At 64.7% G+C, this 24,817-nt stretch carries 23 protein-coding genes; 2 read left to right on the forward strand and 21 right to left on the reverse strand.

The features are described from left to right. Nucleotides 1-107: 107 nt before the first annotated feature. From A9995_RS02660 to A9995_RS02710, 14 genes are all read right to left on the reverse strand, one after another. Nucleotides 108-1,607 (reverse strand): terminase large subunit, encoded by a 1,500-nt coding sequence (locus A9995_RS02660; RefSeq protein ID WP_082992458.1) that lies wholly within the window; start codon nucleotides 1,605-1,607, stop codon nucleotides 108-110. Nucleotides 1,608-1,702: 95 nt separating this feature from the next. Further along, nucleotides 1,703-2,095, reverse strand: a complete 393-nt coding sequence (locus A9995_RS17595; protein WP_369815795.1) for an HNH endonuclease — start codon at nucleotides 2,093-2,095, stop codon at nucleotides 1,703-1,705. Beyond that, on the reverse strand, nucleotides 2,088-2,591 hold the full coding sequence (locus tag A9995_RS02665; RefSeq protein WP_067608742.1) for a hypothetical protein: 504 nt from the start codon (nucleotides 2,589-2,591) through the stop codon (nucleotides 2,088-2,090). The genes A9995_RS17595 and A9995_RS02665 overlap by 8 nt, the downstream gene beginning before the upstream one ends. Nucleotides 2,592-2,662: 71 nt before the next feature. Next, a complete protein-coding gene (locus A9995_RS02670; protein ID WP_067608745.1) occupies nucleotides 2,663-2,866 on the reverse strand; it encodes a hypothetical protein in 204 nt (67 codons plus the stop codon). A 161-nt stretch (nucleotides 2,867-3,027) separates the two neighbouring features. Beyond that, on the reverse strand, nucleotides 3,028-4,443 hold the full coding sequence (locus A9995_RS02675; RefSeq protein WP_067608748.1) for a primase-helicase family protein: 1,416 nt from the start codon (nucleotides 4,441-4,443) through the stop codon (nucleotides 3,028-3,030). Then, nucleotides 4,436-4,747 (reverse strand): hypothetical protein, encoded by a 312-nt coding sequence (locus tag A9995_RS02680; RefSeq protein ID WP_067608751.1) that lies wholly within the window; start codon nucleotides 4,745-4,747, stop codon nucleotides 4,436-4,438. Before A9995_RS02680 ends, A9995_RS02675 begins: the two co-directional genes overlap by 8 nt. Beyond that, nucleotides 4,744-4,944 carry a hypothetical protein gene (locus tag A9995_RS02685; RefSeq protein WP_067608754.1) on the reverse strand — a complete coding sequence of 67 codons (201 nt, stop codon included), beginning with the start codon at nucleotides 4,942-4,944 and terminating at the stop codon, nucleotides 4,744-4,746. The genes A9995_RS02680 and A9995_RS02685 overlap by 4 nt, the downstream gene beginning before the upstream one ends. Beyond that, entirely contained in the window at nucleotides 4,941-5,099 is a 159-nt protein-coding gene (locus A9995_RS16940; protein ID WP_168157310.1) for a hypothetical protein, read from the reverse strand. The genes A9995_RS02685 and A9995_RS16940 overlap by 4 nt, the downstream gene beginning before the upstream one ends. Beyond that, nucleotides 5,099-5,290: an AlpA family transcriptional regulator gene (locus A9995_RS02690; protein ID WP_199797198.1), complete on the reverse strand. Its 192-nt coding sequence runs from the start codon at nucleotides 5,288-5,290 to the stop codon at nucleotides 5,099-5,101. Before A9995_RS02690 ends, A9995_RS16940 begins: the two co-directional genes overlap by 1 nt. A gap of 58 nt (nucleotides 5,291-5,348) precedes the next feature. Then, a complete protein-coding gene (locus A9995_RS16475; protein WP_145916767.1) occupies nucleotides 5,349-6,029 on the reverse strand; it encodes a hypothetical protein in 681 nt (226 codons plus the stop codon). Continuing rightward, nucleotides 6,022-7,203, reverse strand: a complete 1,182-nt coding sequence (locus A9995_RS02695; RefSeq protein WP_067608760.1) for a site-specific integrase — start codon at nucleotides 7,201-7,203, stop codon at nucleotides 6,022-6,024. Before A9995_RS02695 ends, A9995_RS16475 begins: the two co-directional genes overlap by 8 nt. A 255-nt stretch (nucleotides 7,204-7,458) precedes the next feature. Further along, a complete protein-coding gene (locus tag A9995_RS02700) occupies nucleotides 7,459-8,199 on the reverse strand; it encodes a sulfite exporter TauE/SafE family protein (protein WP_067608763.1) in 741 nt (246 codons plus the stop codon). A 29-nt stretch (nucleotides 8,200-8,228) separates the two neighbouring features. Continuing rightward, on the reverse strand, nucleotides 8,229-10,988 hold the full coding sequence (gene secA / locus A9995_RS02705; protein ID WP_067608766.1) for a preprotein translocase subunit SecA: 2,760 nt from the start codon (nucleotides 10,986-10,988) through the stop codon (nucleotides 8,229-8,231). 104 nt (nucleotides 10,989-11,092) lie between these two features. Then, nucleotides 11,093-11,365, reverse strand: coding sequence for a hypothetical protein (locus tag A9995_RS02710; protein WP_067608769.1), 273 nt, complete (start codon nucleotides 11,363-11,365; stop codon nucleotides 11,093-11,095). An 86-nt stretch (nucleotides 11,366-11,451) separates the two neighbouring features. On the opposite strand from A9995_RS02710, the gene argJ reads away from it, so the two are divergent. Further along, nucleotides 11,452-12,678 carry a bifunctional glutamate N-acetyltransferase/amino-acid acetyltransferase ArgJ gene (gene argJ, locus A9995_RS02715; RefSeq protein WP_067608772.1) on the forward strand — a complete coding sequence of 409 codons (1,227 nt, stop codon included), beginning with the start codon at nucleotides 11,452-11,454 and terminating at the stop codon, nucleotides 12,676-12,678. Then, a complete protein-coding gene (locus tag A9995_RS02720) occupies nucleotides 12,675-13,475 on the forward strand; it encodes an inositol monophosphatase family protein (RefSeq protein ID WP_233998053.1) in 801 nt (266 codons plus the stop codon). The genes argJ and A9995_RS02720 overlap by 4 nt, the downstream gene beginning before the upstream one ends. Here A9995_RS02720 and trxA read toward each other — a convergent pair. From trxA to A9995_RS02755, 7 genes are read right to left on the reverse strand one after another with little or no spacing between them, the layout of a single operon-like run. Next, nucleotides 13,472-13,792: a thioredoxin gene (gene trxA, locus A9995_RS02725; protein ID WP_067608775.1), complete on the reverse strand. Its 321-nt coding sequence runs from the start codon at nucleotides 13,790-13,792 to the stop codon at nucleotides 13,472-13,474. The two genes, A9995_RS02720 and trxA, sit on opposite strands and share 4 nt — an antisense overlap. Before the next feature lie 57 nt (nucleotides 13,793-13,849). Beyond that, a complete protein-coding gene (addA, locus tag A9995_RS02730) occupies nucleotides 13,850-17,338 on the reverse strand; it encodes a double-strand break repair helicase AddA (RefSeq protein ID WP_067608778.1) in 3,489 nt (1,162 codons plus the stop codon). Further along, nucleotides 17,335-20,355 carry a double-strand break repair protein AddB gene (gene addB, locus A9995_RS02735; RefSeq protein ID WP_067608781.1) on the reverse strand — a complete coding sequence of 1,007 codons (3,021 nt, stop codon included), beginning with the start codon at nucleotides 20,353-20,355 and terminating at the stop codon, nucleotides 17,335-17,337. The genes addA and addB overlap by 4 nt, the downstream gene beginning before the upstream one ends. Further along, a complete protein-coding gene (locus A9995_RS02740) occupies nucleotides 20,348-21,070 on the reverse strand; it encodes a nucleotidyltransferase family protein (RefSeq protein ID WP_067608784.1) in 723 nt (240 codons plus the stop codon). Before A9995_RS02740 ends, addB begins: the two co-directional genes overlap by 8 nt. Beyond that, nucleotides 21,067-22,041, reverse strand: a complete 975-nt coding sequence (locus tag A9995_RS02745; RefSeq protein WP_067608787.1) for an aminoglycoside phosphotransferase family protein — start codon at nucleotides 22,039-22,041, stop codon at nucleotides 21,067-21,069. The genes A9995_RS02740 and A9995_RS02745 overlap by 4 nt, the downstream gene beginning before the upstream one ends. Continuing rightward, nucleotides 22,038-22,475: a tRNA (adenosine(37)-N6)-threonylcarbamoyltransferase complex ATPase subunit type 1 TsaE gene (gene tsaE / locus A9995_RS02750; RefSeq protein WP_067608790.1), complete on the reverse strand. Its 438-nt coding sequence runs from the start codon at nucleotides 22,473-22,475 to the stop codon at nucleotides 22,038-22,040. The genes A9995_RS02745 and tsaE overlap by 4 nt, the downstream gene beginning before the upstream one ends. After that, nucleotides 22,472-24,814, reverse strand: a complete 2,343-nt coding sequence (locus tag A9995_RS02755; RefSeq protein WP_067608792.1) for a PAS domain-containing sensor histidine kinase — start codon at nucleotides 24,812-24,814, stop codon at nucleotides 22,472-22,474. Before A9995_RS02755 ends, tsaE begins: the two co-directional genes overlap by 4 nt. Nucleotides 24,815-24,817: the final 3 nt, after the last annotated feature.

A 24,817-nucleotide genomic window follows, 5' to 3' on the forward strand; every position in this document is an offset into this window, starting at 1 on the left:
GGGACTTGAAGCGAAAGGCCGCCCGTTCCCTTAATCCGGCCAATGCGAATTATACAGGAACGGACTGCCTTAATCTCAGCGCGTATTAACGGAGACGGTCGTTTGTTCTACAGAACGTGGATCGAGTCAGCCGTAATGTAGGACTCTGGTTTTTGCGTAGCTGCCAAGCCGCAGGCCATTATTGCGGCGACGATCCCGTCTGTTTTGTCGAGAGACTTATTTTTCGAGGGTTTTCGGTTTCCGGCGGCATCTGTCTCGACCATCGTGTTGCCAGCCTGCCAGCGCAGGAGCGGATTGCCATTGTGGCGCAGCTTGCCGGTCAATAGCGCGGTCTCGAAGGAATCGACCGCCGGGGCGAAGCTGCGAAACCCTTGCACAAATTCGACCATCGGCAGGTCGATGCCTTCGTCGGAAAGCATCTTTTTCAGCCGCTCGATCTGCCAGCGGTCATAGGCAATCCCGCGAATGTCAAAGCGTCCGCGAACGTCTGCGATCTTCAGCAGGATTGCCAAGTCGTCGCGCGCATTGCCGTTGGTCGCCTCGGCCCATCCCTCGGCTATCCACTGACCATAGGGCACCCGGTCCTTTTCGGCCCGCTTGGCGACGGTATCGGAAGGAATCCAGTGCCACGAAAGCAGCTTGCCCTCGCCGGGAAAATACAAGGCTAGGCTGGTTAAATCGCGGGTGCTGCCAAGGTCGAGCCCGCCGTAACATTCGCAACCTTCCAAGGTCTCAATGTCGAAGGGCTCGCCATTGGCGTCCCACTCACCCTGCTCGATGAAGCGGCCCTCGGCTGCGATCCGCTGGTTAAGCTGTAGAAGTCTGAAACTAGGCTCGAACGAAGGGGACCGGATCGCCCGCGCCGCTGCGTCGGCAAATTGATCCTCATTCAAAAAATCACCCAGCGCGGGATTGGCAGCCGCCCACGCCTCGGGGTCATCCAGTGCGCAATCGTCGGGTGCCGCGTGAAGCTGGGTGTAAACTGTAGGCGTCGGCTCGGCATCCAGCATTTCGCTGAAAAAATGGAGATCGTCCGCCGCCTGGGTGGAGATTGTCACACCTAGCGCCGATGCCCGCTTGCCCATGCCGGTGGCGAGATTGTCCCACAGGTCCCGGCTGCGCCATTGCGCAACCTCATCCGCAATCCAAAACGAGGGTGCTAGGCCATGCGCCTTGCGCGCGTCGGCTGTCAGGGCTCGCCAGCGCGATTGCGTCTCCACGTCTGTGATCGTCTTGTTGTATTCCTTAATCTCGACGCGCGCAGCCATCCACGGGGTCGCTTCGATAAAGGCCCGCGTTTGATGATATAAAACGCTCGCTTGCTCACGGTCCAAGGCTGAAGCATAAATTTCGCCGTAGGGCTCAGCACAAGGTCCGATTAAATGCGCGAGGGATAGACCGCTCAGAACGGCGGATTTCCCATTACCCCTTGCGCAGCTTAGCGCCGCCAATCGCACTAGGCGCTCGCCATCCTCATCGCGGGGGCCATAAACGCCCCGGACGAATTGCTTTTGAAACTCTAGCAGGCGCAGGTTTTCACCCGCCTTCAGGCCCATGACAATTGGCAGTGTTTCGAGGAAGGCGATCACCCGCTCGGCTTCGGGCATCCCGACCTTTTCCCACGGGTGGGCAGTCTGGGCCGCTTCGTCATATGATCGCGCCGCTGCGCGCAAGCGCTTATCGCCGGGACCGCGAACGCCCATTAGCCAAGCCCCGGTTTAGTTACATTTGCAACAACAAACTTAGCGTGTTTATTCCCCGGCGGGCTGCGATCCCTTAGCCCTGAGCGATTTCCTGCCCACGGGTGCGACGGGTCGAGCGGATTGCCCTGCGCATCGCAGCCCTTCATCGGTCGGTCGGTCGAGACTGCGCCCGCTTCCGGGCCCCGCGCAGTCTTACGCGAGTGACAGCTAGGACAGTATGAGGCCAAGCCATCATGCGACGGGAACGGGTCTCCGCCTTGGCTTATGGCCTGAACGTGGTCCACGTGGCTGGCAACCGTTGGCATGGGGCATCCTCGGCATAGCGGCTCGATCTGTAGATGCACCTTACGCAGCCTGCGCCAGCGGGCGGTGTGATAGGGCCACTCACTCACCCTTGGGATTCCTGATGGGCGGGGGAAGCGGCAGTTCGTGTCCGTCGATCATCCGCTTTTTGCGTGTCACCTTCACCGGGTCGGAAGGTGTGCCGCGCGGGCGGAACTTCGGTGGTATATCGCTATATTCTTCTCTAGCAGCCGCAAGGTTTGCCGGGTGTAAGGGGTGGGTAGGCCAGCCGTTTACATCGCATCCGCGATAGGGGTGCAGCACAAGGTCGGGGTCGCCGCCAAGGTCCATAAAGCTTTTCTTCGCCAGTTCGGTCAGGTCATCCCTGATCCCGCGGTCAGCAAACCGGATTGCACACTGCCGGTCGGTGTAGTGATGCACAGTCGGCAGGTTGGCGCGTACTGTATGGGTCGAGGCGAAGCGCAGGAGGGTGCATCCCTCGAATACGTAACTGCCATCCTCGCAGTCAAAATAGGCCAGGACTTGCGTGTTGCTCGTGCCAACGTCCAGCAGCAGGCGCATATCGGTAATGGTCAGTTCGGGCATTTATCGTTCCTTTTATTTAATTGTTTCCACCTCTAGTCTAACAGCCATCGCTGCCTTAATCTTAGCGCGTATTAGCCGGTATGGTCGCCTGCGTTACGTAACTGCGCGTCAATATTGGCAAAGTGTTCGTTGAGCCCGGTCTTGCGAGCGCATACAATTTTGCCTAGCTTGAAGGTCGGTATCTGGTCGGTATCGTGAAGGTGTTGCGCCTGCCTCGGGGTTATCTCCAAGAACTTGGCGACCCGCTTCAATCCATACAGTAGATCGTTGTTCATCTTAGTTGATCCTTGGTTCGGTCAGTGTGGTCAGTGAAGTCAGTGATCTGGCATTATCTTTTCACGCCCTTTCCCGCGTGTACGCTTTGCCATTTCTAAGTTATTGGTTTTCCTTGTTTTTAGATTAGAGACGCAATGGCGGATCACTGACTTCACTGACTTCACCTACCGACCAGCCGCTCGGCAGCGGCGATCTGGTCATGGGGGGAGAGGGTTTTGCGCGCATAGACAACGCAGCGGCGGCCACTGACCTTGTGCAAGCCATCAACGGCGTGTCGGTTGCGAACGACTGCGTATCCGCATTCCTCAAGCCGGTGCGGGATCTTCCGGCTGTTGCGCCGGTCGCAAAGCCATTCCGCGAAGCCGGGGGGAGCAACGCTAACAATGTGGGAGATCGTGACTGCGCTGGGCCACGCGAGGGTTTCGAGCGCATCGGCAAGCTCTGCGTCCTCGGGTGCCTGATTGGCCGCAACGATATCCCAGAAGGCTTTGGTTTTGAGCGGGGGAGACTTGGCGTCGAACTTGTCGAGCGGCAGTTCGCGCAGATAGGCCGCAACGTGCCCTAGCCCGCCCTGCCCGTACCAGCCGTACAGTTCCGACCAGTATTCAGCCGGGAAGCTTTCGCGGTCGAGATTAGACCATGCAACGTAATGGCGCCGGTCGTCCGCTGGCAGGTAGATGCCATCGGTCTTGTGATTGCTCGTGATAATCACGCCGCAAACGTTGAAAACCGAATGCTCGCGCAGGTGTTTTTCATCGACGCGCAGCACGTCCGGCGGCGCGGCGGTGTAGGTTTTCATGTGATCGTAGAAGCTGAAGCGGTCCACGTCGCCCAAGTCGCGAGCCTCGCTAACGCGAAGGATCACGGATTTGACGAAACCATTGAATCGCCCAAGCAAGTGCTGGGGGGAAACTTCGGCAAAGTTCCACGGGCCGATCGCGAGCTTCACCGGCTCTAGGATCGAGTCCTTTCCGATGCCCTGCGCGCCGCCCATGACAATCGCGTGATTGACCTTCTCGGCAGGCTTTTGGACCCGGTGCGCCATCCACGAAATCAGGTGATCGGCGTCCTCGGGATAGACCCTGCGAACATGCTCGACCCAGCGGCCCGCCTTCTTTGCATCGCCGGGGGTTTCGACCGGCGGGCGGTACAGATTAAAGATGTTGCAGCCCTTGCGGTCGATCCATCCGCCATCGGAAACCAGCCGGTCGGCGATCACCTGCTCTTGTCCCGGCGCCCACGTCATCTGCTCGACCGCACGGTTTTCATCCAACCATACGCTTGCCCGCTGCTCGACCGGATTGCCCTTCTTGTCGCAAACAGGTTCACCGCGGCGATTGAGCAAGGGGATCGGCTTGATCCGGGAATTTACGCTCGTGGCGGGCCACAGTTCGCCGCTGGGTGCGAAAATGTAGTTATGGCTCGGCATGTAGGCGCGGAAGTCATCGACCCCCACGCCGCCGCTCTTGGGTGCTGAGCGGGTGTCGTCCGAACCGTCGCGTTCACGATCCAGCTTTGCCATTCGCTCGTCGTACTGGCGCTCCAAGTCTGCCATGCGCTCGTCGGGATCAAGCATCGGAGACCTCCCGCAACAGGAGGGTCATTTCTTCGGCCTGCATGGCAGTCAGCATCAGCCGCTTCGACAGCAGGTTCAGCTTATCCAGCCATTCGACCGGCGCGTCCGCGTAGAGGTTCGGGGTGGCGTACTCGACCACAAGCCAAGCAAGCTGGCGGGCCGTGTCGCATTCGGTGCTGGCGATCATGCCGCTGGCAGCGTTACGATAGGACCGCAGCTTGGCGCGGCGCTCATATTCCTCGGCGGGAATGTGGCCCATGAACGTGTAGATTTCGTCGGGTTTGATAGCGGTTTGAGCGTTCACGATTCCGGCCCTCCCACATATTCGCAGCCGTTGTAGTGCGCGAAGGTCAGGGCGAAGCGCAGCGCGTTCCACCAGTTGTCGAACTGGATGTAAGTCGCGCCGCCGGGATCATCGAGCGGCATGACAAAGGCGACCGGGCGGCCTGCCTGGGTGTAGGTCCAGCCGGTCTGGGTATCGCAGATTTCGCCCACGATCATGCCGTCACCTCGCGGTGCGCATCGGACCACAGCAACGCCGCGAGGCGCAGGCGCATGGCCGCATTCGCTTGAATTTTGGGGCGGGTTGAGGTAGAGAAGGTGCGTTCGCCGCCAAGCAGAACAGCGCCTTCCCTTGCGGGGAGGCGTTTCTGCATTAGGCTTTCTCCATCCGCTCAGCGATCAGGCGGGCGATGTAGGCTTCGATTTCACTTTCGGGCCAAGTGTTAATAGCGCCGTGCTTAATGGGCCGGGGGAAATTGCCCGACGCCACTTCCTGATAGATTTTCGATTTTCTCCAGCCGACGCGATCCTCGACCGCTTCAAGCCGCAATAGACGTTCCGACATTTGCCATCCTTTCCTGTATGGAATTGAATGGCAGACCATCTATAGGTAGTGCGGGTGTCTAATCGCTAGGTTTAGACGCCTTTTTGTAGAATGCGTTGCGAAACGTGCTTTCGCTTCCCCACTCAGGCCGACGCATGGCCGCAATACGAAACGCATCGCGGTTGCCCTTGCCCCGCTCGGTTTTGATTTCCTCAATCAGAGCGAGACGATCTGCATCATCAGCCTTGCGCGTCGAGACTGCGCTTTCACTCCATTTGCGACCCCGTAGCGCATCGGCTTCCCAATTCTGCTTTAGGTTCCGCTTCGCCCATTTGTTTCCTAGGTGAAACCCGTGAAGGGCAACTTCGGTTGTATTTCCGTCCTGCATATGGCGTCTCAGCCAAATCAGGTCGCAGAGCATCCCAGCGGCGAAACCCACTGTGCTATCGTATTCATACCCCCGCCTTTTCACGACAGTAGAGACATCGTTGCAAACGCTCCAACCTCGTGGGATTCCAAAGATACCGTAGGGCGGTGGCGGTCGCTCAAATGACCAATTTCCCGACTCGTCGCAGAAATAAGAACAATGCCGGTCCGGGAGGTCATTGGCGCTCATTATGGCAAAGCATTCTCGCTCAATTTGAGCGCAAAGCCCTTCGATTGTTAGCCGCTCGACAGCCTCGGCAGCATCAGGATCGTCGTAATTATAGACCCGCTCGCGCGTGATCCCCGAACCTAGATATTTTGGGCCGCTATCCATGGAGCGCCACCACGTTATCAACGCCGCTCGACAGGGCCGGTGCCGCGTATGCGGTCCACGCATCCATCAGCGCCCGCCTATGGGCGCGCAGGTCGGTTCGCAGATAGGCCCGCTCGGTCGCATCGCCCACGGTGTGCGCCAGCGCCATCTCTGCCACGGCATAGGGAACATTTGGCATCCGCTCTGCCGCCCAATCGCGAAACGTCGAGCGGAAACCATGCACGGTTTCGGTCCGCCCGCTATCGCGCAGCATTTTGCCCAGCGCCGCATTCGACAGCACCTTGCCGCGCAGGCTGGGGAATATCAGGCCCTCGGTTCCGAACAGCGCCGCCGCCCGGTCCAATATCGCCAGCGCCGCATCATTGAGGGTAATGGTGTGGGGCTTGCCGTTTTTCATAATCTCGCCGGGCCGCTTCCACTCGCGATCCTCGCGGTCGATCTGCCGCCACTCAGCAAACCGAACCTCGCCCGATCTAGCCGCCGTGAATATCGTGAACAGCACCGCTAGGCGCGCAGGTGAATCCGCTTTGGCCAATTCGGCTGCGATATAAGCAGGAAGTTCCTTATAGGGCATTGCTCGAAAGCCTTTGCTCTCCGGCTGCTTGGCCAGCCCGTCCGTGATCTCTTTTGCCAGCGGCACTGGCGATGTCCGCCACCCGCGCGATTTTGAGAACGCCAGCACCTGATTTATCCGGTGCCGCACCTTGCGCGCGATCTGGGGTTTCTCGTTCCAAATCCTCGCCAGCGCGGCAGTGACGTGTTCCGTCTCGATCATGTCCACCTTGTGCTTACCCAGCGTTGGCAGGGCATGGGTTGTCAGGCTCGACAGGAATTGAGCGCCGGTCTTGTCTCCCCAGCCCTTGCCCAGCTCGTCATGGGTGCGCTGCATTGCCTCAGCGAAGGTCGGCACCTTAGTCTTGTTCTTGTCCCGCTCGGCTATCGGGTCGCCACCCGTCAGTGCGACCTTACGAAGCGCAGCGGATTTCTCGCGCGCCTCCGCCAATGTGAGGATATCGGTGGACCCTAAGCCGATGTCGCGCCGCCGCCCGTCATATTGGACGCGCAAAACCCAGGATTTCGCGTTGTCGTTTTTGACCCTCAGCAGCAGCCCCTTGCCGTCGATATAGACGCCCGGTTTTGCCCGTTGAACTTCTTTTGCAGTTAGCTTGCCCAATGTGGAGCCATCTTTCCGTTACAACACTATTTCCCACACTTAGACGTGGATTTGGACGGTTGTCAATGGAACAGTATGGATAAGGTATCAGACCTAAGCCTTAGTGAAGCCTAGCGTTTTTGGACATTTATGGAAGGGTGTGGAAAGGCCCCAGTTTCAAACTCGGGGAGCCATTTTCCGCAACAGCCAGACCGCCGAGAGCGCCGCATTTCGATGCGGCGCACCCGTGCGCAGTCCGGCCGGGCCGACATATCTTCACGAACCCCATAGCAGCCGCAGCCCCACCCAGAGAGTGAGCGCGGCGGTCAGCCACCTGATCCAGTGCTTGGGCAGCAGGCGGACTGCCAGCAGGCTGCCGATCTGTCCGCCGATCGCCACGGCCAGCATCAGCGGCAGTCCGAATGCGATCGCGGCTTCGAGCCGTCCCGTCCCGCCCTTGAGCAATTGTCCGGCCAGCCCGAACAGCGAGTTGACCAATATGAACAGGCTCGCGCTGGCAGCGATGGCGCGCGCGTCGCGCCAGCGGACGAGGTGGAGCAGCGGCGCGAGGAAGATTCCTCCGCCGATGCCGACAAGTCCGGCAAGATAGCCCAGCGGGACCGCGACAATCGGCATGAGACGCGCCAGTGCAGTCGGCTCGCCCGCCCTTGTACCGCGGACCGGGATCAGCAGGGTGAGGCCAGTCAGAACCAGACTGGCGCCCAGCAGCAGCAGGAAGCTGCGTTCGCCGATCGGCGTCAGGCCACCCAGAAAGGCGGCAGGCGCGGCCAGCGCGGTCAGCGTGAGCGCGCCGCGCCATGGCGTGATCCGCGCCTGACCGTAGCGCACACTGCTGCCCGCCACGACCACGATGTTGCACGCCAGCGCGATCAGCGGGAGAATGCGATAGTCGGCCCCGGCCAGTGCCAGCAGCGCGCTATAGGTCGAGCCACCGCCGAAGCCCACCGAGGCATAAAGCAGCGCGGTCGCGAGGAAGGCGGCGGCCAGCCAGAGCATGTCGCCGCCCTATCGCGCTCGCGGCCGCGTCAGGCCCGAGCGGTCATCGCTCCGTGGCAATGCTTGTATTTGTTGCCCGAACCGCAGGGGCACGGGGCGTTGCGGCTGACTTCCATACCCGCATAGGGATTGGAGGTATCCGATCCGCCATGGCCGACTGCGGCACGCGCACTGCCCGCCAGCGACCCGAACAGGCCTGCCTGCCGGCTCGATCCGTCGCCATCGTTCGAATTGTCGAGCCCGGTGAGCGGATCGATATGGCCGGTCAGGAAATCCGGAAGATCGGGCAGGCTGCCCTGCGGCATCGGCTCGGGCTCGCGCACGTTGAGCTTCATGAGCTTGCCGGTGACATCCTCGCGTAGTGTTTCGAGCAGGCGCTCGAACAGACCGAAGGCCTCCTGCTTGTATTCGTTGATCGGCTGCTTCTGCGCATGGGCGCGCAGGCCCACCACCTGACGCAGCGCATCGAGCGTCGCGAGGTGTTCCTTCCAATGGTGATCGAGCGTCTGGAGCAGCACGCTTTTCTCGATGCTGCGCCACATCGAGGGATCGACGCGGGTGATCTTGGCATCCATCTGCCCGTCGACCTCGGCGCGGATCCGCTCCTCGATGATCTCGGGCTCGAGGGTGTCTTCCTCGAGCCAGGCATCGAGCGGCAGGTTGAGGCCGAGCGTCTCGTCGAGCCGGGTCTTGAGACCGTCGATCTTCCACTGCTCGGGGTAGGAGCCGGGGGGGCAGGCTTCTTCAACCATCGCGTTGATCGTGTCGTAGCGCATATCGAGAACGACCTCGTCCACCGTCTCGCTGTCCATGATCTCGGCGCGCTGTTCGTAGATGACCTTGCGCTGGTCGTTCATCACGTCGTCGTACTGGACGACGTTCTTGCGGACCTCGTAATTGCGACCTTCGACCTTCTTCTGCGCGGTCTCGATCGCCTTGGAGAGCCATTTGGAGCCGATCGCTTCGCCGTCTTCCAGATTGGAATTCATCATCTTGGAAAACAGCGTGTCGGGACCGAAGATGCGCAACAGATCGTCTTCGAGGCACAGGTAGAAGCGCGACAGGCCGGGATCTCCCTGACGACCCGAGCGGCCGCGCAGCTGGTTGTCGATCCGGCGGCTTTCGTGGCGTTCGGTGCCGAGCACGAACAGTCCGCCCGCCTCGATCACGCGGCTCTTCTCGTCCTCGATTTCCTGCTTGATCCGCGCAATCGCCTGGTCGCGCTCGGGACCCTCGGGTATTTCGCCGAGTTCGTCCTCGACGCGGAATTCGAGATTGCCGCCTAGCTGGATGTCGGTGCCGCGACCGGCCATGTTGGTGGCGATGGTGACCGAGCCGGTGCGCCCGGCCTGCGCGACGATACGCGCTTCCTTTTCGTGCATCCGGGCGTTGAGGATGGCGTGCTCGACGCCCTCTTTGTCCAGAAACTGGCTCAGCAGTTCGGACTTCTCGATCGAGACCGTGCCCACCAGCACCGGCTGGCCGATCTCGTTCTGCTCGCGGATCGCCTTGGCGATGGCCTGGAACTTGTCCATCGTGTTCTTGTAGAACTGGTCGTCTTCGTCGATGCGGGCGACCGGCTTGTGCGTCGGGATCTCGGCGACATTGAGCTTGTAAATGTCCCAGAATTCGGCCGCTTCGGTGGCCGCGGTGCCGGTCATGCCCGACAGCTTGGGATACATGCGGAAATAGTTCTGGAAGGTGATCGAGGCCAGCGTCTGGTTCTCGGGCTCGATCTTGACGCCTTCCTTGGCCTCTACCGCCTGGTGCAGGCCGTTCGACCAGCGGCGGCCTTCCATCATCCGGCCGGTGAATTCGTCGATGATGACGATCTTCTCGTCCTTGACGATGTAATCGGTGTCGCGCTTGAACATGATGTTGGCGCGCAGCGCCTGGTCGAGATGGTGGATCACCAGCGTGTTCTCGACATCGTAGAGGTTCTCGGTCTCGAGCAGACCGGCCTCGGAGAGCTTGGCCTCGATCGCGTCGGTGCCATCCTCGGTCCAGGTGATGTTCTTGGATTTCTCGTCCGCCTCGTACCATTCGGGATCGAGATCCTTCACGATGGCGTCGATCGAAACGTAAAGGTCGGATTTGTCTTCGGTCGGGCCGGAAATGATCAGCGGGGTACGGGCTTCGTCGACGAGGATCGAATCGACTTCGTCGAGGATCGCATAGTTGAAGGGGCGCTGGACCATCTGGCCGCGCTCGTGCTTCATGTTGTCGCGCAGGTAATCGAAGCCGAACTCGTTGTTGGTGCCGTAGGTGACATCGGCATTGTAGGCGTCGCGGCGCTGGAATTCGTCGATATTGGGGACGATCACCCCGACGGTCAGCCCAAGGAAACGATAGAGCTGTCCCATCCAATCGGCATCGCGCGCGGCAAGGTAGTCGTTGACCGTGATGACATGGACGCCCTTGCCCTCGATCGCGTTGAGATAGGTCGCCAGCGTCGCGACCAGGGTCTTGCCCTCGCCCGTACGCATCTCGGAAATCTCGCCGCGATGGAGCACGATGCCGCCGATCATCTGGACGTCGAAATGACGCATGCCCAGCACGCGCACCGAGGCCTCGCGGACCGTGGCGAAGGCTTCGGGCAGGATTTGGTCGAGCGTCTTGCCAGAGGCGAGCTGCTCGCGGAACTTGTCGGTCTGCGCGGTCAGCTCTTCGTCGGAGAGCGCCTGGATCTGCTCCTCGAGCGCGTTGATCTGGTCGACCGTCTTGCGCATCGAGCGGACGTAACGTTCATTGGACGAGCCGAAGACGGCTTTGGAAAGGGATTTGAGCATGGGCGCGATCTCGCGATGGAATTTTGAGGAAAACGCCCGGGCGCTTCATACAGGCCGGGCCGGATACAAGGGGTAAGGCCGGGGGTCTGGCCCCCGAACCGAACCTATTCGTACGCGCGATCGGCGCCGAAGTGCACGGTCGGAATGTAAATCCGGAGCGGAGTGGCGGTGCGGCAGGGCGCGGGCTTTTCGCCGCGGGCGCGCTGCTGACGGTGCCGTTCGATGCAGGCGCATTCTTCGCTGCGGTCCTTCTCACAGGCCCTTTGGGACTGCTCGATCTGGGACTCCAGCGCGCCGATTACCGACGCCTGCGCAGGTGCCGAAGCCGCGACGAGACCGGTCGCGATGGCGAGACAGGTGAGAAGGCGGCGGAGCATCGTGCAGCATAAATAGGTTTTCCGGCCCGGCACGTCCACCCCCGAAGCGCGTTTACCCGCCCGCGCTTCCTTCCTAAGGGGCAAAGATGGACCTCGAACGCTCCCCCCTCGCCCGCCCCTTCCCCGCACTGCCCGCCATCGCCGGCGTGACGTTGCGCACCGTGCGCGCGGGTTACAAGGCGTGGGATCGCGCCGATCTGACGCTCGTCGAGCTCGCGGAGGGTACAGCGGTGGCCGGGGTCTTCACCAAGAGCGCCTGCGCCTCGAGCGAGGTCGAGATGGGTCGCGAACAACTCCGCCACGGCTCGGCGCGCGCACTGGTGGTCAACGCAGGCAATTCCAACGCCTTCACCGGATATCGCGGGCGCGAGGCGGTCGAGCAGATCGTGGCGCAGGTCGCCAAGGGGCTCGGTTGCGCAACCGACGCGGTGTTCGTCTCGTCGACCGGGGTCATCGGCGTGCCGCTGCCCCGCGACATCGCACGCGCGGGCGTGGCGGCGGCATTGCAGGCGCAGCCCTGTTCCTGGGAGCAAGCGGCAGCGGCGATCGGCACGACCGACACTTTCACCAAGGGCGCCGGTGCCAGCGCGATGGTGGGAGAGACGCGGGTCGAATTCGCCGGGATCGTCAAGGGCAGCGGCATGATCGCGCCCGACATGGCCACCATGCTGGGCTATGTCTTCACCGATGCGCGGATCGCGCCCGCACTGCTGCAGGACATGCTCGCAAAGGCGAATACCGCAACCTTCTCCTCCATCACCGTCGATGGCGACACTTCGACCAGCGACACGGTGCTGGCCTTCGCGACCGGCAAGGCGGATCATCCGGACATCCGCTCCTGGGACGATGTCGGCGCCGATGCGGTCTATGCAGCGCTGCTCTCGGTCTGCCGCGAGCTGGCGCAGCTGGTGGTCCGCGACGGCGAAGGCGCAAGCAAGTTCATCGCAGTCAGCGTGTCGGGCGCGCAGAGCGACGACAGCGCGCGCCGGGTCGGATTGTCGATCGCCAATTCGCCATTGGTGAAAACTGCGATCGCGGGCGGCGATGCGAATTGGGGCCGGGTCGTGATGGCGGTCGGCAAGGCCGGCGAACCCGCCGACCGCGACCGGCTGTCGATCGGTTTCGGCGGGGTCTGGGCCGCGCGCGAAGGCCAGCCGCTGGCCGATTACGACGAAACACCGGTTGCCCGGCACCTCGCAGGCGAAGAGATCACCATCGAGGTCGACCTCGGGCTGGGCGATGGCCGCGCGACCGTGTGGACCTGCGACCTCACCCATGGCTACATTGCCATCAACGCGGATTACCGTTCGTGAACGCGCTCGACCGCGCGATCCAGGCGCTGATGCGCAGCGTCACCCAAACCGCGATCCTGCCACGCTATCGCAATCTGTCGCCCGAACAGATCATCGAGAAGGCCGTGGACGATCTGGTAACCATCGCCGATCGCGAGGCCGAGGTCCTGCTGACCGAGGGACTCGCTGGCATCGACGCATCGCTTGCCGTCGTCGGAGAGGAAGCGGCGCATGCCGATCCGGCGGTGCTCGAGGGTCTTGCGGGCGACTGCTGGGTGATCGACCCGATCGACGGGACTCACAATTTTGCGCATGGCCGCGGGCCCTTCGGGATCCTGCTGGCGCGCTGCGCCGAGGGGATTTGCCAATCGGGCTGGATCTACGATTGTCTTTCGGGCCGTTTCTGCTCTGCGCATGCGGGACAGGGTGCCTGGGTCGATGGCGAGCGCTTCACGGCGCGGCCTACCGGCACGACTCCCCCGGTGGCCGCGATTTCGACGCTCTTTCTCGATCCGGCACGACGCAAGGCGGTGCGCGACCATATCGCGCCCGCCTACATGCTGGTCGACACGCCGCGCTGCGCCGCCGAGCAGTATCCGCGGTTGGCGCTGGGCGAGAACGATGTCTCGCTATTCGAGCGCACATTGGCATGGGACCACGCCGCGGGAGTGCTGTGGCTCAACGAGGCGGGTGGCAGGGCCGCGCGGCCCGACGGCTCACCTTATCGCGTCGACGAACCCCAGCGCAGCGGCCTGATTGGCGCGGCGAGCCCGGCCCTGTGGGACGACCTCGCCGCGCTTTACGCCAGAATGGCCTAGAGTTCGCCTTCGAGCCAGCTCTTGAGCTGGCCTTTCGGCGCCGCACCGCGCATCTGCGCCGCAGGCTTGCCGTCCTTGAATAGCACCAGATAGGGGATCGACTGGACGCCCATCTGTCCGGGAACGCCGGTGTTCTCCATGATATCCATCTTGGCGATGGTGACCTGATCGCCCATCTCGTCGCTCAATTCCTCGAGCGCGGGCGCGATCATCTTGCACGGACCGCACCATTCGGCCCAGAAATCGACCAGCACCGGCTTGTCCGACTCAAGGACATCGGTCTGGAAACTGGCATCGGTTACGGCGAGGGTCGGCATGATAATTCTCCTGTGGGGTTCGGCCCCTGTAGAGCCACATGTAAGGCTGTGCTGCGGTTACTCAACGGGCGATGCGGCAAAGCTTTCCTGCGGATCGGAAAGCCGGGCTTTGTGGGTAGCGAGGACATCGCCGGGAAGCGCGATCAGCTGCGGGGTCTGGGTGTAGAGCAGCGCGGCGCGCACTACGCGACCGGGATAGATGACCTCCAGTGCGGCGACATAGGCGGCCATCTGGCGCAAACTATGGTCGGGCACCTGCTCCAGCGATGCGGGCGGGCGACGCGCGGTCTTGAAATCCACCACCGTCACGCGCTCGGGGGTTACCAGCAACCGGTCGGCCACGCCCACCACCACTTCGCCGCCGACCACGGCAGCCAGCGGAACTTCGGCCAGTGCGCCCGCCGCGAAGATATCGCGGAAATCCTCGTTGTCGAGCACGGCAAGCGCGCGCTCGAGCATCTCGCTGCGAACTTGCCCGTCGAGCTCGGGCGCCTGACGCGCAAGCCATCGCTCGGCCCGCTCAGTACGCTCGGCAGCCGGCACTTCGGGCAACCGCTCGAGCAGCGCGTGGATCAGCACCCCGCGCTGCGCGGCGATGGCCGAATGTTCGGGCGGCAGCGGCGGATCGCTGCCCTCTGGCTCGCCCAGCCCCGATGGCGAGAGCGGCCGCGGCGGCCGCGCCTCGGCGGGCGGGAGTGTCGCGGTCCAGGCGGGCAGTTCAGTTGTCGCACGATCGGTCGCATCGGGCATGCGCGGCACGATCGTGCTGGTCGCCCCCCATTCGCGCCGTGCGCCCCAGATCGCGTCCTCGACCGGATCGCCCTCGAACAGCGGGGCGAGCCGGGCGTACCAGCTGTCCTCATGCGGCGTGCCGCGCTTCGCCTCGCGCGGGCCCAGCGAGCCGCCGACGAACAGCGCCTCCTCGGCGCGGGTCATCGCAACATAGAGCAGCCGCCAGTGCTCCTCCATCTCGGTCCGCGCCGCAACCTCGTGCGCGGTGGCGATCGGGCCGACGCGTTGCTCGGCCGAAAGCCCGGGAAGTGGTACCTTGTTCCGCTCGTCCGCGGGATCGACCAGCGCAAGCTCGCCCGGCGCGTCCGGCCCGATCGCGGCATCCGCGAGGATCACGATCGGCGCCTGCAGCCCCTTGGAGCCGTGGACGGTCATCACCCGCACCTGATCGCGATTGGCGCCCGCCTCGCGTTTCAGCTCGCCATCGCCGGCATCGAACCAGCGGATGAAACCCTGCAGGCTGGCGGTGTGCGCGCTGGCATAGGCATTGGCAGCGTTGAGCAATTCGTCGATCGGGTCGTTGGCCTCCGCGCCGAGCCGGGCCACCAGTCTGCGGCGTCCGTCGAACGGGCCGACCAGCAGCCAGTGCAACAGCGCCTGCGGGCTGTCGAAATCGGCGCGGCGGAGGATTTCGCGCAAACTGGCAATGGTGCGCGCCACCGCCGGGGCTTGCGACTGGCGCAGATGCTCCCACAGCCGTTGTTGGCGGGGACGATAGCCGTGTTCGAGCAGCTCCTCCTGCGTCCAGCCCCCCAGCGGCGAGACCAGCAGGTTTGCGAGGTTGAGATCGTCGAGCGGCTGCGCGGCAAAGCGCAGCGCCGCCATCAGATCCTTGACCGCGAGCGGCGCGCCCAGCCGCAACCGGTCCACCCCAGCAACCGGCACGCCATGCGTATAAAGCCGCGCGACGATCAGCGACGCCAGCTCGCGGCGTTTGCGGACGAGGATCATCACATCGCCAGCGGTCGCGCGCCGCGCCTGACCGGGCTTCTCGCCCTTCACCAGCGGGAAGCCGGGGCCCTCGGGGTCCATCCAGGCGCAAATCTGCTGCGCGATGCGATCGGCCATCCGCCGGTCGTGCCGCGCGAGCCATCCTTCGGCGCCGTCCTCGTCGCCATCGCGGATATCGGCCACGGTGTTCCACAGCGTCACCAGCCCGGGGCGATCCTGCCCGACATGTGGTTCGGGCGGGCGCTTGAGCCCGAAGGATGCCGGACCGATCGCGGCGATGGCCTTGTCGACAAATTGCAGGATCGGGTCGGCGGTGCGGAACGACTGGCCCAGATCGAGATCGCGCAACAGCCGCGCTTCGGGCGCATCGGTCATGGTGTCCGCGCCCGGCCCCAGCCGCGCCATGTCCTCGGAAACACGGCGCTGGGCGGAAGCGAAATTCTCCGGGCTGGTGCCCTGAAAACCGAAGATCGCCTGCTTGTAGTCGCCCACGGTAAAGATCGTGCGGATCGCATCGCCCTGCGCGCCCAGCCCCGAGAAGAAATCGTCGGTCAGCGCGAAGATGATCGCCCATTGGTCGGCATTGGTGTCCTGCGCCTCGTCGATCAGGATATGGTCGAAGCGGCGGTCGAGCTTGTAGCGGATCCAGTCGCCCATCGCGCTGTCGGCAAGCAGCGCGGCGGCGCGGCGGATCTGGTCGTCGAAATCCACCAGCCTCTCGCGCGCCTTGGCATCGTCCCACATCAGCGCGAACTGGCGGCCGACCTCGAGCTGCGGCGCGAGGAAAGCGGCCAGTTCAACCAGTGTGCGCCGTTCGGCGACAAGCGCGATCGCCTCGATCACCTCGGCGACGCGTCCGCCATAATCGGAATCGAGCTTCTCAAGGTTCTTGAGACTCTTGGGTTCGCCCGTCTTGGTCAGCAGAGTGCCGTAAAATCCGTCAAGCAGCGCCGCGCGTTCGACCGGCCCTGCTGCGAGCCAGCTGTCGACGAACTCAACGCAAGCCAGACCGGTCTTGGTGCCCCATTGCGCATTGCCCTCGCGGCAGGCGCGCAGCAGCGCGACCGGGAAAGACTCATCTGCGCAGGCGCTTGCGACCCATTCCTCGCCAGCATCCGCAGGAATACCGAGCAACCCGCAGACGCGCGCGTGCATCGGCGCCTGCCAACCGCTCGGGCCGGTCCACAGTTGGATCGCCCCGGCGCAGCGCATCAGCCAGCGGCGCACCCCGTCGGGTCCCTTGATGCGGCTCATCGCCGCGATCGCGTCGAGCGTGCGGCGGTCGTTGCTGGCCTCGGCACCCGTCAGCAGATCGCCGAGCACCTCCTCGCTGAGCAATTCGCGCTCGCGATCCTCCATCGGCCGGGAGCCGGGTGCGATCCGCGCTTCCTCGGGGAAGGCGGCGAGCAGATATTGCGCGAAGGCGTGGATGGTGTCGACCCGCAGGCCCCCGCCGGGGCTGTCGAGCACGCTGGCAAACAGCGAGCGCGCGTGCGACCGGGTCGCGGCGTCGACCGGGGCGCCGAGATGGGTCAGCTCCTCGGCCAGCCTGGTATCGGGTAGCCGCACCCAGCGCGCGAGCACCTCGTTGACCCGCACCGCCATTTCGGCGGCGCCCGCCTTGGTAAAGGTCAGGCAGAGGATATCGGAAGGCTCGACGTCCTGCTGCAGCAACAGCCGCAGGACGCGCGCCGAAAGCACCTGTGTCTTGCCCGTCCCCGCCGAGGCCGACAGCCAGACGCTTTCGCGCGGATCGACCGCGTCGCGCTGCGCTCCGGCGAGCGGATAGACCGCGCCGCTCATGCGCTCTCCTCCGTTTCGTCGTCGGCGAGCCGCGGCAGCCATTCCTCGAGCCGCATCAGCTGATCGTAATCCGAATAGCCCGCATAATCGGGATTGAACTTCGCGGTGAAAGGCTGCTCGCCCTTGATCCAGTCGGCGATTGCGCCCTTGAGGTAGCGTTCGGTCTCGGGGAGGAAATCCTCGGGCGCGAGGCCGCTGCGCTTTTTGCCCTGCTTGAGCGGGGTTTCGACATAGCCGAAGCCGAAGCGGTTATCCTCGTCCTTCGATTTGCCGAGCGACCAGTATTCGAAAGCGCCGGGTTCGCCCGACACGGTGCCGAAACCGCCGGCGCGCGCAATCATCCCGAGCAGACCGAGCTGGAGCGCGAAGCCCTGCTCGACCATGCTGGCCGAAGGCGGCGAGCCGGTCTTGTAGTCGACGATAACAAGCGTGCCGTCCGACAGCCGGTCGATCCGGTCGGCGCGGCCGTGCAGCTTGACTCCGTCGACCTGCATATCACCCTTGCGCTCCCAGCCGACAACGCTGCGATCCTCGTAGCTTGTGACACTTTCTTCGATCCATTCGAGCGCGGCTAGCAACCTGGGCTGCCACAATCCGCGCATCAGCGGATGGGCGTTTTTCTCGATCATGACTGCGTCCATAATCGGGGCCAGCTTCGCCCCCTGGTCGCTCTCGCGCGCAGCGTGCCAGCGTTCGAGAATGGCATGAGCGACCTCGCCCTGCCACGCCGGCGAGGGTGCCGCCTCGAGCGCGTCGAGCGTGCGCAGTCCGAGAATCGAAGCGGCGTAGAACTGGAAGGGATCGCCGCGCAGCCGGTCGAGCGCGGTGACCGCGATCGGCACATCGCGCTGCGCCGCGCTGGGCATGGGTTTGGGCCGCGGATAGGGTACTGGCAGCGACTGCGGCCGCCCCATCGCGCGCGCCAGTTCGATCGCGCCTGTCTCCTGGTGGCGCGGCAGCAATTCGCCCAGCAACGCCTGGACCCGCAGCAGGAAGCGCGAGGGGATCGCCGGCCCCGCCTCATCGCGCGCGGCGCGGCTGAGCACCACCTCGGGTGCGCCGAGCGCGCCGGCAAGGTCATGCGCCGAGAGCCCGCTGCGGAACTCTGCTCCGGGCACGCCGAGTGCGCGCAGCACGGTCGGCGCCAGCAATGCATCGACCCCGCCGCGCGGCGGCCAGACGCCCTCGTTGAGGCCCGCGCAGATCACCAGTTCGGCGCGGCTCATCCGCGATTCGAGCAGGCCGTAGATCGCCACGCGCGGATGGCCGCCATAGGGCGGGCGCACCGCGACATCGTCCATTGCATCGCGCAGCACGATATCGAGATCGCCGGCATCGGCCTGCGTTTCGGCCGCTCGGGCATGGAAGCGCAGATCCTCGACGAAGCGCGCCAGCGCGCGCCCGTCCTCGCGCGCCCACAGGCTCTCGCCGCACAGTGCCTCGCCAGCCGCGGCGAGCAAATCGAGCAAATCGGCGAGCGGCTGCGCGCCTTGACTTTCGACCAGCGGCACCAGTGCCGAGCGCAGCGCCGCCCACCATTCCGCCACACCGGGATCGTGCTTCGCCAACCGCGCAACCAGATCGTCGAGCGGCTCCAGCCCTTCGCGCGGTCGCGGTCCGCGCAATTCGCGCTCGACGATCCGCGCCTGCGCCAGCCATTCGCGCCGGTCCATCCCGCCGTGAACCAGCGGGTGCATGGCCAGCGCCATCAGCGCGACCGGCGCGGCGCCATTGGCGGCGACTTCGGCCAGCAGCAACATCAGCCGACCCGCCGCGGTGTCCGACAGCGGGCGACCGGCGGAATCATCCGCCACGATCTCCCACCGCGCCAGATGATGGACCACACGCCTCGCCAGCGCACGGTCGGGGGTGATCACCGCGATCCGCTTTTCCGGGGTCTCCAGCGCCTCTCGCACCAGCAGCGCGATGGCCTGCGCTTCTTCTTCGGGATTGGCGGCCTGCATGATCCGGACGTTCGAGAGGCGGCGTTTTTCGGCGGGCAGGTCGACCCATTCGCGGCTCGCGATGGGCGGCAGGAAGAGGTTGGAGATCGCATGGCTGCGCTCGGGCGGCGCGGCGGCGGCGCCCTTGCGGTGCCATTGCTGCACCTCCTCGCGCGCGACGCCCATCCGGTTGAGCAGCAGCTTGAGGTGGTATTGCGGATGCGCCACGGCATCCTGGCGCGCGAAGGGCTCCGCTCCCGGCTCGGGCGCCGCGCCGGCACGGCCCAGCTCATCCCAGACCGCATCGGACAGCGACAGGTCGAGATCGGGCAGCACCACCGCGCCCTCGGGCAATTCGCTAACGACGCGCAACAGGCCCGCGAGCGCGGGCGCCGCACTGGTTACCCCGGCAGCGACGATGGGGGTTGCGGGCGGGTTCTCGCGCCAGCGCCGCGCGGCGTGTTCGAACAATCGGTTGCGCCGCGCCGCGCTATCTACCGCGCCCTGCTCGCCCAGCCAGGCCAACCACCGCGCCTGTACCCGCGCGAAGGTTCGCAGCGAGGCCTGCCAATGCGCCGAGAGCTCTCCGACAAGCTCCAGCACATTCGCGCCAACCAGTTCCTCGGGGCCGATGTCCTCGACCAGCAGCCGGTCCATCGTGGCACCGGTCTCGCGCGCCAGCCGCAGCAGGGTCGCACCCTTGGGCGCATCGCTGCCCATTTCCTCGCCGATCAGCCGCGCCAGCGCCAGCCAGCGGCGGGTCGGGTCGATGGCGCGAGGGATATCCGGCGCGCCCAGCGGATCGAGCAGCGCGCCCAGCGCCTCGTCGAGATCGAGATCGCCGACCACCGCCATCCGCGGCATCAGCAGCCCGGCCCGATCTTCCTCGCCGGCGTGGCGGATAAAGGCTGCGGTGACGATCCGCTGCGCGCGCGAACTCGGCAGCAGCAGCGTAAGTTTTGCGAGCCCGAATTCGGGATCCCGGTAGCGCGGCACCAGCCCCGCCACCAGCGCATCGGCAAAACCGCGATGCGCAGCAATCGAATAGATCCGCGGGTGGTGCGCTTCAGCCACCCCGAAGGACTTCGGCGGCGGTTTTGAGGTGCTCGGGCCGCCCGACTTCGATCCACCGACCGGTGAAGGCCGCGCCGTAAAGCCGCCCCTCCCCGATGGCGCGATCCCACAACACATTGGTCGAGAACTTGCCCTCGGGCGGGTCGCGCAGCAGGCGGTGCGAGAGCAGCTGTATGCCGGTGAAGATGAAGGGCGCGATCCGCGACGGCAGCTTGCGGCTCAACCGCCCGCCGCCGTCCATATAGAAATCGCCCGGCCCGGTGAAATTGTGCGTCTGGCTGTGCGACACCAGCAGCAGCAGCGCGTCCATCCGCTCCGGGTCCCACACCGCCGAAAGATCGGCGAAGGCATTGCGCGGGCCTTCAAGCCAGATGCTGTCGGCGTTGGAGCAGAACACCGGATCGGGGAGCAGCCCCGCATCGCGCGCCTTGACCAGCCCGCCGCCGGTTTCGAGCAGCGCCTCGCGCTCATCGGAAATTACAACTTCGGGCGATTGGCGATCCCGCACGTGCGCCTCGAGCGCATCGGCGAGATAGTGCACATTGACCACCGCGCGCGCGACACCCGCATCTGCCAGCCGGTCGAGCGTATAGTCGATCAGCGCCTTGCCCGCGACCCGCACCAGCGGCTTGGGCTGGCTGGCGGTAAGCGGTCGCATCCGCTTGCCCAGCCCTGCGGCCATGACCATGGCGGTGTCGGATACGAGACCGGTCATGCGATCGTCCCGCCGCTGCGGTCGCGCAAATCCTGCGGGATATTGGCGTCGAACCAGCGGGCGACGGGGGCGAGCGCGGGGTGGCGCAGGTCGCGCTCCATCGCGTTCCACACCCGCGGGATCAGGTCGAGATAGCGCGGCTTGCCATCGCGTTTCGCAAGGCGCGTAAATATGCCGACGATCTTGGCGTTGCGCTGCGCGCCGAGCCGCGCGTAATCGGCCTCGAACTCGGCGTCCGCTTCGACGGCGGTGCGATAGCGGTCGAGCATCGCTCGTTCCAACTCCACAGAGACCTCGCGCCGGGCATCCTGCAGCAGCGAGACCAGATCATAGGCGCGATGGCCCACAAGCGCGTCCTGGAAATCGATCAGCCCCTGCGTACCATCGGGTGGCAGCATGATGTTCTCGGCGTGATAATCGCGCAGCACGGTCACGCCGGGTCGCTGGCGCGGGAGCAGCGGTTCGAGCACCGCTCGCCACGCGGCGGTATAGCCTGCCGCGTCGACCGACAGGTCTGCCGCCGGACAGTACCATTCGGTCAGCAGGTCTGCCTCGCGCTGGTAGACCGACATGTCGTAAGGATCGAACGCGCCGGGCGGTTTGCGATGCAGTTCGACCAGCGCATCCACCGCCGCCGCGTAGATCGACTGCTCCTGCTGGGGATATTCGTCGAGCCATTCGCGCATCCGCTGCTCGCCGAAATCCTCGGTCAGCACCCAGCCATCCTGCGCACGCTCGGCGATGATCCGCGGCGAGCGCATGCCATGCTCGTCCAGCCAGCGCGCAACATAGAGAAACGGACGCGGGTCTTCCTCGGGCGGCGGCGCATGCATCAGCATCGCCGTCTCGCCACCGCGATGGAGACGGAAATAGCGGCGGAACGAGGCATCGCCGGGCAGCGGCGCGATCGTCGCCCCGCTCCAGCCGGCATATTCGATAAAGGACTCAAGCCCATGGGGAAATTCGCTCATGGCATGCGGCCTTGCCAAGCTCCGCCGCCTTCCACAATGGCGCGCCGCCCCTCGCCCACCTTTTCCAGCGTTAAAGACAGGCAGCCAGGCTCCTGCGTGAAGCCGCCGGCACGTTCGGGCCATTCGGCCAGCAGCGCCGCACCCTCGCGGTAATCCTCGAGCCCGAGCTCCTCCGCCTCACGCGGGTGATCGAGGCGATAGAAATCGGCGTGGACCATCGGAGGGTCGAGCGCGTCGTAGCTCTCGACGATGGTGAAGGTCGGCGACGGCACCTCGCCGCGATGCCCCAGCGCAGCGAGCACGGCACGCGCCAGCGTGGTCTTGCCCGCACCCAGATCGCCCGACAGCGCCACGACATCGCCTGCGCGCAGCTTGATGGCGATGCGCTGGCCAAGGCCTTCCATCGCCGCGAGATCGGGAAGATCGATCATCATGACAGCGTGATCGTCGCGCTGGTGCCAACACCCTTGCGGGTATGAATCTCGAGCGTGCCGCCATGCGCCTCGATCAGATGCCGCGCGAGCGGGATGCCCAGCCCCTGCCGCCGTTCGATCCCCTTGCCATCCTGCGTCGGCCGGATGCCTTCCAGCGCGCGCGCCAGCTCGTGCTGGGTCATGCCGCGACCATTGTCCGAAATGGTGATCTTCGTGACGCCCTTGTTCTGCCGCAGCTCGACGGAAATCTTGCCGTCGCGCTGGGTGGCGGTGATCGCGTTGTCGAGCAGGTGGGCAATCGCCCGGCGAATCTGCTGGGGATCGGCATCGACCTGCTTGCCCGGGTCGCCGCGCAGGTCGAGCGTCAGCCCCGCATCGACGATCGCCGCTTCGCGCTTGCGCACCACCTGGGTGATCAGCGGCAGCAATTCGAGCTTCTGCTTGGACAGCGGCATCAGCCCTGCCTCGCTCTGCGACAGGTCGAGGACGTTCTCGACCTGCTCGGTCAGCTTACCGACCGACAGCGAGATCGCTTCGGCGTAGTCGCGTGCCTGCGGGGTCAGTTCGCCCGCCACTCCGCTGGTGAGCAATTCGGCAAAGCCGCCGATCGAGGTCAGCGGAGTGCGGAATTCATAGCTCATATTGGCGAGGAAGCGCGTCATCACCGCGTCTGCTTCCTCGAGCGCGCGGTTGCGTTCGCGCAAGGCTTCCTCGGCCTGGCGCGAGGCGGTGACGTCGAGCACGGTAAGCAGGCCATTGCCGTCGGGCAGCGGCACCCCGGCGAACTCGAGCGTCCGACCGTCGTTGAGCTGGACATTGCTCTGCTTCTTCTTGCGGTCGAGCGTGGCCGAGCGGATGACAAGGTTGATCGTGCCGACTTCCTTGGGATCGGCGAGTTGCAGGGTGATCGCCTCGAGCAGATCCTCCGCCATCGGGTGCCCGTCGAGCGCTTCGGGATTGAGCCCCCAGACCCCAGCGAAACTGCGGTTCCACAATTCGAGATGACCGTCGGGCGCGAACACGGCCAGCGCCTCGAACAGATTGTCGAAGGTCGCGGTCCGGGTGCGCAGCAGCGTGTCGCGCGTCGCCGACAGCGCCAGTTGCTCGGTGCGATCTTCCGCGATCATCACCAGCCCGCCATCGGGCATGGGCTGCGCGACGATCCGCAAATGGGTGGAATCACTCAATGGCCAGGCTTCGTCCTGGGTCTCGTCGGACAGAAACCACTCGCCGAGCTCGGCGCGCCAGGCGGGAAAGTCGCGAACCTCTGGGATGCGCCCGTTCTCGCGGGCGACCATGAGCATCTGTTCGAAGCCCGTCCTGTCGTTGACGATCCCCGGGGGGAGCGCGAAAACCCGGTGGAACGGCTGGTTCGCAAAAGTCATCCGCCGGCGGGCATCGAACTGGGCGACGCCGATCGAGAGCTGGTCGAGCATTGAGCGTTGCGCCTCGCGAAAAGCGCGGAACTCGCGTGCCTGCTCCTCCATCTCCTCGATATCGACCGCATAGCCGGCGATCCCCTCGCCGATCAACGGCAGGTCGGTGACGCGCATGGTCCGGCGCGCGCCCTTGATGGTGGCGCTCACGATACGCTCGATCGGCTTGCGCCGCTCGCCCGCCTGGCTCGCGACTTCGGCGGCGCTGGCTCCGTCGACTCTCTCGATCAGCTCGATCTGCTTGGCGACGACTTCGTCGGGGCTCTGCGCACCGACCGCAGCCACATAGGCGGTGTTGACCAGGCGCAGCTGCATCTGGGGGCTGCGAAACCACATCGGCATCGGAGCGGCTTCGATCAGCCCGACCAGCGCGCCAAAATCTTCGCGCGCGCGCGCAGCCTCTTCGCGCAACACGCCGACCTCGTCCTCGCTTTCGGTAAAGTCGAACACCCAGACCAGCGCCGCGCCGCTGGGCGAGACATTGGGGTCGGCGAGCGATCCGCGCAGCGCCAGGGCACGCTTCGAGCCCTTGGGCTTGATCGACATCTGGAACGGCGCTGCGGTTTTCTGCGTGCGCCGGACATGGTTGGTCAGCTCCTCGAGCTGGTCCTCGTCCAGGCCGCCGGGACCCGAAGGCGAAAGTTCGCTGAGATATTGCGGCACCGCGGCCAGCCCAAACCAGCCGGCAAGCCGGTCGGGCGCCTCGATCCGCCCATCGGCACGCACCAGTAAGGGAATTGCGGGCGATTCCTCGATCATCCGCGACAGCCGCCGCACCGCGCGCTTGGTGCCCTCGGCGGCCTCGACCCTTATGCTGGCGCGGATCATGATCCAGCCCGCCGCGACGGTCCACAGCGCAAGCAGCAGACCGATCAGCGTCAGCAGAAGGGGCGAGGAATCCATCGC

Origin of the sequence: Erythrobacter sp. QSSC1-22B (assembly GCF_001678665.1) — a bacterium.
Taxonomy (GTDB): domain Bacteria; phylum Pseudomonadota; class Alphaproteobacteria; order Sphingomonadales; family Sphingomonadaceae; genus Qipengyuania.

Coding starts and splice junctions, on each gene's coding strand:
- A9995_RS02675 (WP_067608748.1), bottom strand. CDS start 4,443: ATGCTTGATCCCGACGAGCGCATGGCAGACTTGGAGCGCCAGTACGAC.
- secA (WP_067608766.1), bottom strand. CDS start 10,988: ATGCTCAAATCCCTTTCCAAAGCCGTCTTCGGCTCGTCCAATGAACGT.
- A9995_RS02710 (WP_067608769.1), bottom strand. CDS start 11,365: ATGCTCCGCCGCCTTCTCACCTGTCTCGCCATCGCGACCGGTCTCGTC.
- trxA (WP_067608775.1), bottom strand. CDS start 13,792: ATGCCGACCCTCGCCGTAACCGATGCCAGTTTCCAGACCGATGTCCTT.
- A9995_RS02685 (WP_067608754.1), bottom strand. CDS start 4,944: ATGATCGTGGGCGAAATCTGCGATACCCAGACCGGCTGGACCTACACC.
- A9995_RS02670 (WP_067608745.1), bottom strand. CDS start 2,866: ATGAACAACGATCTACTGTATGGATTGAAGCGGGTCGCCAAGTTCTTG.
- A9995_RS02700 (WP_067608763.1), bottom strand. CDS start 8,199: ATGCTCTGGCTGGCCGCCGCCTTCCTCGCGACCGCGCTGCTTTATGCC.
- addA (WP_067608778.1), bottom strand. CDS start 17,338: ATGAGCGGCGCGGTCTATCCGCTCGCCGGAGCGCAGCGCGACGCGGTC.
- argJ (WP_067608772.1), top strand. CDS start 11,452: ATGGACCTCGAACGCTCCCCCCTCGCCCGCCCCTTCCCCGCACTGCCC.
- A9995_RS02755 (WP_067608792.1), bottom strand. CDS start 24,814: ATGGATTCCTCGCCCCTTCTGCTGACGCTGATCGGTCTGCTGCTTGCG.
- A9995_RS02690 (WP_199797198.1), bottom strand. CDS start 5,290: ATGTCGGAACGTCTATTGCGGCTTGAAGCGGTCGAGGATCGCGTCGGC.
- A9995_RS16475 (WP_145916767.1), bottom strand. CDS start 6,029: ATGGATAGCGGCCCAAAATATCTAGGTTCGGGGATCACGCGCGAGCGG.
- A9995_RS02745 (WP_067608787.1), bottom strand. CDS start 22,041: ATGAGCGAATTTCCCCATGGGCTTGAGTCCTTTATCGAATATGCCGGC.
- A9995_RS16940 (WP_168157310.1), bottom strand. CDS start 5,099: ATGCAGAAACGCCTCCCCGCAAGGGAAGGCGCTGTTCTGCTTGGCGGC.
- A9995_RS02660 (WP_082992458.1), bottom strand. CDS start 1,607: ATGCCCGAAGCCGAGCGGGTGATCGCCTTCCTCGAAACACTGCCAATT.
- A9995_RS02740 (WP_067608784.1), bottom strand. CDS start 21,070: ATGACCGGTCTCGTATCCGACACCGCCATGGTCATGGCCGCAGGGCTG.
- tsaE (WP_067608790.1), bottom strand. CDS start 22,475: ATGATGATCGATCTTCCCGATCTCGCGGCGATGGAAGGCCTTGGCCAG.
- A9995_RS02665 (WP_067608742.1), bottom strand. CDS start 2,591: ATGCCCGAACTGACCATTACCGATATGCGCCTGCTGCTGGACGTTGGC.